The organism is Alteromonas sp. MMG017 (genome assembly GCF_018100795.1).
Taxonomy (GTDB): Bacteria; Pseudomonadota; Gammaproteobacteria; order Enterobacterales; family Alteromonadaceae; genus Alteromonas.
This window is the reverse complement of sequence record NZ_JAGJDY010000003.1, coordinates 514,031-521,339: the sequence shown is the minus strand read 5'-3', so window position 1 is coordinate 521,339 and position 7,309 is coordinate 514,031. Positions and strand designations below refer to the sequence as shown.

Annotated in this window: 4 protein-coding genes; 2 read left to right on the top strand and 2 right to left on the bottom strand. The window is 45.4% G+C overall.

Going from position 1 to position 7,309, the window contains the following annotated elements; translation table 11 throughout:
• The first annotated feature begins 219 nt into the window (after window positions 1–219).
• Window positions 220–1,188 carry an integron integrase gene (locus J8L84_RS06860; RefSeq protein ID WP_211070025.1) on the top strand — a complete coding sequence of 323 codons (969 nt, stop codon included), beginning with the start codon at window positions 220–222 and terminating at the stop codon, window positions 1,186–1,188.
• A gap of 82 nt (window positions 1,189–1,270) precedes the next feature.
• On the opposite strand, the gene fadA is transcribed toward J8L84_RS06860, so the two are convergent.
• Both fadA and fadB read right to left on the bottom strand, forming a co-directional pair.
• Window positions 1,271–2,434, bottom strand: a complete 1,164-nt coding sequence (fadA, locus tag J8L84_RS06855; protein WP_211070024.1) for an acetyl-CoA C-acyltransferase FadA — start codon at window positions 2,432–2,434, stop codon at window positions 1,271–1,273.
• Between the two features lie 18 nt (window positions 2,435–2,452).
• Entirely contained in the window at window positions 2,453–4,603 is a 2,151-nt protein-coding gene (gene fadB / locus J8L84_RS06850) for a fatty acid oxidation complex subunit alpha FadB (protein WP_211070023.1), read from the bottom strand.
• Window positions 4,604–5,052: 449 nt separating this feature from the next.
• Here fadB and J8L84_RS06845 point away from each other — a divergent pair, with 449 nt between their 5' ends.
• Window positions 5,053–7,116: a transglycosylase SLT domain-containing protein gene (locus tag J8L84_RS06845; RefSeq protein ID WP_348771821.1), complete on the top strand. Its 2,064-nt coding sequence runs from the start codon at window positions 5,053–5,055 to the stop codon at window positions 7,114–7,116.
• Window positions 7,117–7,309: the final 193 nt, after the last annotated feature.

Below are 7,309 nucleotides of genomic sequence, written 5' to 3'. Positions count from 1 at the left end.
AATTTAGTGTACGGAAAAAATCCTTTATGCAAGGCGGAAAATTTCCATATATCACGCTAATAATGTTTCAACTTTCGCACGTAAGTTAACTTATATCAATATCCTACACTTTGTATCTGAAAACACTGTACTTAAGTACGGAATTCTTCCTTTTTATTTTACGTTGTATCAAAAAATCGCAATGCTGTATGTAATTACAGTTAAATATGAAAAATAAAAATGAAGTCGATGTTTATGCAAATGGTGGTTCAACACATGCGAAATCGCCGTTATGCCAAGCGCTCTATCCAGCTTTATAGCGGGTGGATTATTAGTTATATACGCTTTCACAATACTAAGCATCCTGCCGAGATGGGCGATAAAGAGGTAGAGTTGTTTCTATCTCACTTAGTGAATATAAAGAATGTGGCGCCAGCCACGCAGGCGAGTGCACTCAATGCGTTGGCATTTCTATATCGAGACATTCTAGAAAAACCGCTTTCTTTAAATCTTGATTTCGTTGCAAGCCGCAGGCAGGCCAAGCTGCCTGTTGTGCTTACGCAAGACGAAGTCGTCACGCTTTTTACTCAACTTCCCGCTCATTTAAAGTTACCTATTTCATTGCTGTATGGAAGCGGTTTGCGTTTAATGGAAGCGGTTCGGTTACGGGTGAAAGACATCGATTTCGATTATAACGCCATTCGAATTTGGGACGGAAAAGGCGGAAAGCATCGTGTCGTTACGTTAGCCGCAGAGCTCAAGCCTGGGCTTACTCGGCAAATAAGTATGGTTGAAAATTACCTTGTTGCAGATTTAGATAACCCTAATTACCAAGGGGTATATCTGCCGCATCGTTTGCGTGTGAAATATCAAAATGCGCCTAATGAGCTAGGCTGGCACTATCTTTTTCCCTCGGCGCGTTTATCGGTTGATCCCGAGAATAAAAAAGTGCGTCGACATCATATTGATGAATCAAGCATACAAAAAGCAATAAGAAATACTGCCAATGCATGCGGGCTTAAAAAGAAGGTTACGCCGCATACATTACGGCATTCGTTTGCTACTCACCTTTTACAGTCGGGGGCCGACATCCGCACGGTGCAAACGCAGCTTGGTCATTCTGATGTGAAAACCACCCAAATTTACACGCATGTATTGCAACAGGGCGCGCAGGGGGTAGTTAGCCCGCTTTCCCGTGTTTTAAAATAGTATTTTTTTAAAAGCATTAAACGTTAAAGCTAATTAACAAAAAAGGGCCCAAAGGCCCTTTCAACAAAACGTATTTAACTAATTAAACACGTTCAAATACAGTAGCTATACCTTGGCCTAAACCAATACACATGGTAGCTAAGCCTAGCTCTACATCTTGCGATTCCATTAGGTTAATCAAGGTACCTGAAATACGTGAACCAGAACAACCTAGTGGGTGGCCTAGTGAAATAGCGCCGCCGTTAAGGTTAATCTTATCATCAAGATTATCCATCCAGCCTAGTTGCTTAATGCACGAGAGTGCTTGGGCTGCAAAGGCTTCGTTGAACTCAGCAAGTTGAATGTCGTCCATGCTAAGGCCTGCACGTTTAAGTGCTTTTTGTGTTGCCGGTACTGGGCCGTAACCCATAATCGCGGCATCACAACCTGCCACTGCCATTGAACGAATTTTAGCGCGAGGTGTTAAACCTAGTGCTTTCGCTTTATCGGCAGACATAAGCAACATAGCAGACGCACCGTCAGACAACGCTGAAGATGTACCCGCAGTAACGGTTCCATTTACTGGGTCGAATACAGGGCGAAGTTGCGCCATGCTTTCAGCGGTGCTTTCTGGGCGAATAACTTCATCATAATCAATCAGTTTAAGCGTACCGTTGGCATCGTGACCTTCAATAGGCACAATCTCGTTAGCCCAGCGGCCTTCAAGGTGCGCTTTATGTGCTAGTTGATGCGAACGTGCACCAAAGGCGTCTTGCATTTCACGGCTAATACCATTTTGACGGCCAAGTAGCTCGGCGGTCATGCCCATCATGCCTGATGCTTTTGCGGTGTACTTAGCTAGGCCTGGATGAAAGTCGATGTTGTAGTTCATGGGTACATGGCCCATGTGCTCAACACCACCAATCATGTATATATCGCCACGGCCGCTCATAATACCGCTAGTAGCGTCATGCAATGCTTGCATCGAAGAACCGCATAAACGGTTAACGGTTACTGCACCTGTGGTACGTGGAATTTGGGTTAGCAACTGGGCATTACGCGCAATGTTGAAACCTTGTTCTTTGGTTTGCTGTACACAGCCCCAAATAATGTCTTCAATTTCTGCTGGATCAACACCAGGGTTGCGCTCAAGTAACGCGGTCATTAGCGCGGCAGACATCGTCTCTGCACGAACATTTCTAAATACACCGGCTTTCGAGCGTCCCATAGGGGTACGAACACAATCGATAACTACGACTTCTTTCATTATTAGTCTCCTTGGGAATTAAGCGAAGTAAGATTTACCTTCAGCGGCCATCTTGCGAACGCCATCTGAAATTTGGTAAATCGGGCCAAGACTGGCGTATTTGTCGGCTAGTTCGACAAAGTTCGCTAATCCCATTGTTTCAATCCAGCGGAATACACCACCGCGGAATGGAGGGAAGCCTAAACCGTAAAGTAAGGCCATATCTGCTTCAGCTGCAGTACCTACAATGCCTTCTTCTAGGCAACGAATTGCTTCGTTAGCCATAGGGATCATCAAGCGTGCAATAATATCTTGCGCGTCGAAGTCTTTGGTATCGGCAGTAATAGGAGCAAGCAAGCTATACGCTTCTTCAGCGGCCACTTTGGTAGGCTTGCCGCGCTTGTCTTTACCGTAGTTATAAAAGCCTTTGCCATTTTTCTGGCCTAAGCGTTTTTCTTTATAAAGCACAGTTACTGGGTCGTCGCCAATACGTGCCATACGCTCTGGAATACCCGCAGCCATAACGTCTGCAGCATGGTCGCCAGTATCAATACCAACAACATCCATTAGGTAAGCAGGGCCCATTGGCCAGCCGAACTGTTTCTCCATTACTTTATCAACGGCAACAAAATCAGCGCCATCTATTAGCAACTTACTAAAGCCTGCAAAGTAAGGGAACAATACGCGGTTCACTAAGAACCCTGGGCAATCGTTAACTACGATAGGGGTTTTACCCATGCGAAGTGTGGTTGCCACTACGGCATTGATAGTGTCTTCCGAGGTGTTTTCACCCCGAATAATTTCTACCAATGGCATGCGGTGTACTGGGTTAAAGAAGTGCATACCACAGAAGCGTTCTGGCTTGTCTAAGCTTTTCGCTAGTTGGTTAATTGAAATAGTAGAGGTGTTAGAACAGATGATAGCGTCATCGGCCACTACGTCTTCTACTTCTTTAAGCACTATGCCTTTTACTTTCGGGTTTTCAACAACCGCTTCAATCACAAGGTCTGCGTCTTTAAGCGTGTTGTAGTCAAGGGTAGGCGTAATAGCGTTAAGGGTTTTTGCCATGGTTTTGGCATCAACTTTACCGCGCTGCATACCTTTACCAAGAATATTGGCGGCTTCGTTTAAGCCTAGGTCTAGTGCATCAGTGTTAATGTCTTTCATTATCACTGGCATGCCTTTAACGGCACTTTGATACGCAATACCGCCACCCATAATACCTGCACCCAGTACGGCATTAAGTTTTACATCTTTTGTGGCAGCTTTAGCTTGTTTCTTACCTTTACCTTTTACTAGCTGGTCGGCTAGGAAAATACCAATTTGCGCTTGCGCTGCATCGGTTTTAGTTAGGGCTACAAAGCCTTCGTTCTCAAGCTTAAGTGCGCCGTCGCGGTCAAGGCCAGCGGCTTTTTGAACGGTTTCTACCATTTTGTGCGGAGCAGGGTAGTGTTTACCTGCTTGGGCAAATACCATAGCTTGCGCCGTAGAAAAGCTCATCATGGCTTCGTTTTTGTTCAGTTGTAATGGGGCTTTTTTCTGAGCACGACGTGCTTCCCATTTAAACTTACCATCTACTGCATCTTTCAGCATAGAAAGCGCGCTGTCACGTAATGACTCAGGTGCAACTACGGCGTCAACGGCGCCTTCAGCAAGGGCTTTCGCACCTTTGCGATCTTTACCCGTAGTCATCCACTCTAGTGCGTTATCAGCACCAATCAAACGAGGTAAACGTACTGTGCCACCAAAGCCAGGCATTATGCCTAGTTTAACTTCTGGTAGGCCAATAGAAGCTGTTGTATCTGCAACGCGAAGGTCACAGGCTAGTGTCATTTCACAGCCGCCGCCCAGTGCGAAACCGTTAATGGCAGCAACGGTAGGGAAAGGCAAATCTTCGAAGCGGTCAAACACTTGAGATGTGTTTGCTACCCAGTTTAGTACTTCGGCTTCATCCATCGCGAATAAGCCGGTAAATTCGGTGATATCAGCACCTACAATAAATGCAGATTTTGCGCTGCGTACTACTAAGCCTTTAACACCGCTTTCTTTAAGCAGTGCTTGGGTTGCTTCATCAAGCTCGGTCACGGTTTGGCGATCGAACTTGTTTACTGAACCTTCGGCATCAAATACCAGTTCAGCAAAGCCGTCATCTAACAGACTGACGGATAGACTCTTGCCTGTGTATATCATTATCATCTCCTTCGGCGTTGGCCGGGATATTAGTGAAGCAATCTAACCATTCGCTATAAGCGTATAAACCAATCATACATTCTGGTCGTACCACAACACTAATGCATTAGGGTGGCTAGCTTTTTAACTAAACTTAAACAAAATATCAATGAAAAATTCAAACGAGTGTTTCAATTGTTAAAAATGGTGGCCATTCATTGAAAATCAAGCTCGATTTCAATAATAGTGTTTGTATAATGGGCACTATTGACGCAAAGCGCCAATCCAGCATAAGAATAATCTACAATCATGGCATTAATGTTTGTAAGGTATAACTAACAGCGCTGGCACTTTTTTACTTCTGTGGCATGGAGCCACGCCGATAATTTATCGGCTTTCAAGCAAGCATCGTTCTATAATTACACCAACTCTGGTGTGTTTGAATGCAACAAGGGGTAGGAGTTCACATTGTGTCGAATAAAGTAGGTATAAGTTTTCTTTTAAAAGCGATAATGCGCTTAAAACGATTACCCGTGCATAAGTCGTTTCACGTTTTCACGTTGGTGGCTATATCAAGCTGCTTTCAACACAGTCATGCGCAAGTTTCACCGCTATTCCCTGATGACATCTACGCCGATGAGCGAGCTCGCTTCTTAATGTTAGAAAAGAGCCTGCGTACATTACCGAAAAGACGTTTAGAAGATTTAGACGCAGAAATTTACGGGTTGGCGAATTACCCTCTTTATCCGTACCTACTTCGTTTGCGATTAGAACGTACCATGTCGCTTAAAACCCAGCGTGAAGTAGAACAATTCTTAGAGGATTACGCGGGGCAACCGGTTAGTTATGGTTTGCGCTATCGCTGGTTAAATTACCTAGCCTCTCGTGGTCACGAAAATGCGTTTTTAGACAGCTATCGAAATGGCATGGGGGCCAAACTTACCTGCCAAGCGTTAGGTTACAAGTTAAAACGTACCGACGATCCTAAACCTGTGCTAACCGATGTAGACCCACTTTGGTATAGCGGTCAATCACAGCCCGATGAATGCGACCCATTATTTGCAAAGTGGCGAAGTAATGGCCTCATGACGCCAGACAAAGTAGTTAAGCGTATAGCCATTGCAGCGAAAGAAGATAACCGCCGTATTATTCCTTATTTAAAACGCCAATTGCCCACCAGTCATCAGTATTTAGCTGATGCGTGGTCATCGGTATCACGTGATGTAAGTTTAGTTAATCGAACTCGTCTGTTTCCTATGAAGCATAAGCATAACGAAGCTGAAATTCTAACCTGGGGAATTGAAAAGCTGGCGTGGAGAAACCCTAAAGCGGCGATGAAGGCATACAATACTTATGCCCCGAAAAACATTTTTTCCGTGCCTGAACTACATATTATACAGCGTGCTATCGCGCTAAGTGCCACGCTCGACTTTTTGCCTGAAGCCCATGAATGGTTAGATAAGGCCGATATCGCAGGTGCTAGCGATGATGTGAAATTATGGCATGTGTCGTTTTTGCTTCGCGCCAAGCAATGGCAGCGTGTAGTGGATGTCATCGATGCCGCCAGCCCTGAACTTCAGCAAGAAGAAAACTACCGGTACTGGAAAGCGCGCGCCCTCGAAGAACTAGGGAATGTGATGCAGGCCACGGTGATGTATCAGCAGCTAGCCAATGAGCGCAATTATTATGGCTTTATGGCCAGTGCCCGTATTAATAGCCAGCCAAATTTGTCTCATACGCCAGCACCTCGGGTACAAAGTGCGGTGCAAGCCATTGCCAATACCCCAGCTACCCAACGAGCGATGGAGTTTTACCGTTTAGAACGTTCAACCGAAGCGCGTCGAGAGTGGCGCTATTTATTGTCGAATTTACCCGACTCACAAGTAACAGACGCCGGTGTGTTGGCTTACGAGTGGGGGATATACGACCAAGCCATCATCAGTTTCGCTAAAAGTGGTTATTGGGACGATGTTGAACGTCGCTTCCCCTTGGCGTTCGAGTCACAGTTCAGTGAAAAGAGTGAAACCTACGACGTATCAAAAGCGTTTGCTATGGCAATTGCCCGTCGTGAAAGTTCGTTCATGGTAGATGCGGTATCGCCGGTGGGCGCGGCAGGGTTAATGCAACTTATGCCAGGTACAGCGCAGTATTTGGCTAAAGAGAAAGTGAGTCGAAATACCTTGTTTCAAGTTGAGAATAACCTCGACTACGGCGTGCAATATTTGCGTTATTTAGGCGATAAGCTAGATAATAATCCGGTATTGGTGTCAGCATCGTATAACGCTGGTTGGCGTAAAGTGTTGGAATGGTTACCTGCCGGCGAAGCGTTGCCTGTGGATATTTGGATTGAGAATATTCCTTACAAAGAAACCCGTAGTTATGTGAAAGCGGTGTTGGCTTATCAGTATATTTACGAGCATCAGTTGGGGGAAAATAAAAATGTGTTTCCGCAGCTTACTCGAGATGTTATTCCTTCTTCAAGTGCAGTGAGCACCCATCCTGTAACGGGAACCTTGCAATTGGCGCCTCGCTAGCGCCGATGAATAACTAGTTATACAAGCCGCTCGGTGAAAGCCGAGCGGCTATCGTGGTACACTCTTTGCCTTAAACATAAGCGCACGTAAGAGCAAGCGCACTTAACGACAATGGCTAATATTTTTCTCTTCTCGCGTAGTAGCGACGCTAGCTTGGTACCAGCGCAATTGAAATGGCTGGTAACCCCTTGCT